The organism is Acetobacter lambici (assembly GCF_011516885.1).
Taxonomy (GTDB): Bacteria; Pseudomonadota; Alphaproteobacteria; order Acetobacterales; family Acetobacteraceae; genus Acetobacter; species Acetobacter lambici.
Map to the genome: position 1 here is coordinate 1 of NZ_WOTD01000121.1, position 1789 is coordinate 1789.

At 60.3% G+C, this 1789-nt stretch carries 1 pseudogene; it reads right to left on the reverse strand.

Going from position 1 to position 1789, the window contains the following annotated elements:
- Positions 1-69: 69 nt before the first annotated feature.
- Positions 70-1789: pseudogene (locus GOB86_RS15365) on the reverse strand (lactate dehydrogenase); the annotation flags it as partial.

The window sequence follows — 1789 nt, forward strand, 5'->3', positions numbered from 1 at the left end:
CTCTGTCTGCATCGGGTTTTCTTATAGCTTACGAAAATTTCTTTTGTGCAAAACAGACTTTTTCATAATCTAACCCGATGTACAACCCTTCTGTGAGATTTCCGCGTCGATCAGCGGGATCCGTGCCTGCGCCCAGGCGATCTCACGCTCGGCCTGCCGGACGGCACGACGCACTGCGAACTGGTCATCGTAATGGGCGGCATAGAGGCGTTCGAGCCGTGCGAGTTCCGCTTCCAGACCGGCTTTCTGCATGAGCCGCATATCACCAGAGGCCAGCGCCTTGGCCATGGCGAACTGGTTGCCATCGCTATCCAGATCTTCCACACGCCGGATGGACCGGTCACCGGACATGGCCATGGCAATGAAGCGCAGCTTGCGTTCAAGCAGCTGCCAGTTGGTGGCATCGACCGAGCCTTCCTGCGCGTAGGCGTAAATCCGTATTTCGGGGTTCTGGTTGCCCTGTCGCTCGATGCGCCCTTCGCGCTGAATGATGTCAGAGACCAGCCAGGGCACATCCAGATGGTGCAGGGCCAGAAGCCGCTGCTGGGCATTGACCCCTGTCCCCATGGTCTGGGTGCTGCCAATCAGAATACGCTTGCGCCCGGCATTAAGGTCGCCGAACAGACGCTGCTTGGCTTCGGCTTTCTTGTAGTCCTGCATGAAGGCGATCTGCTCGCGCGGCACCCCCATGCGCACCAGCTCGTCACGGATCCACAGATAGGCGGAGAAGCCCCGCTTGCCTTGTGCGCCCACAGTGCCCAGGTCGGAGAAAATCATCTGCACCGCACCTGGCACCGCATAGGGCTGGCCGGTCTCAGGGTTGGTATAGCGGTTCTGGCCACTCTCCTCCCAGATGGAGAATACATTGCGGATCATCAGATCGAGCTTGCTGTCCTCCCCCTCCCCTGCCCGACCCCAGCCAACAAAGCGCAGATCAAGGGCTGCATGACGGGCGTCCCCCATAACCGAGAGCAGAATGTCGTCGCCCTTCTGGGGTTTGCCCTTGCGGTTCTCAATCATCGTGATCCGCCCCGCCAAAGTCTTCTGGTAGGCGCGGAAGCGGGCATGGACTGGTGCCACGACGATCTGGCGGTGCCCTCCACGCACGGCTGGCAGGCTCACATAGCGGCGCAGATCGTCCTGCTGGACCACATCGGCGAAGTCACGATAGAGCGCCATGAGGTCGGCGACATTGACGAACTCGGTAAAGCGCGTGACGGGCTTGTAGAGGCCACTGGGTTGCAATTCGAGTTCGGTCCGGGTCTCCCCGAAATTGGCGGCCCATGCGTCAAACTCATGCAGCCCACGACTGCGCAGGGCATCAAGAGCCATGTAGCGCTGGACCGAATACAGCTCGCCCAGCGTGTTGGTGATCGGGCTGCCTGACGCCAGCACCAGCGCGCGACCGGGATTGACCCGCTCAAGATAGCGGGCCTTGACGAACAGGTCCCACGCGCGCTGCGAGCCTTCGGGAGCCACGCCCTTGAGATCGCCCTGATTGGTGGCAAAGCTCAGTTTGCGGAACTGCTGGGCCTCGTCCACGAGGATCTGGTCAATCCCCAGTTCCCCCAGATGCAGCATGTCATCCTTGACGCTCGCCAGCCCTTCGAGCTTCGCCTCCATGACTTCCTTCATGTGCTCGATCCGCTTGCGCGACAGCCGGTCGTCTTTATTCATCTCGCAGAGCAGCGTGTCATAGGCGTCGATCTGTTCGTCGATCATCCCGCGCTCAAAGGATGCCTCGACCGCGATGAACTTGAAGGCGTCATGGGTGATGATGATCGCATCC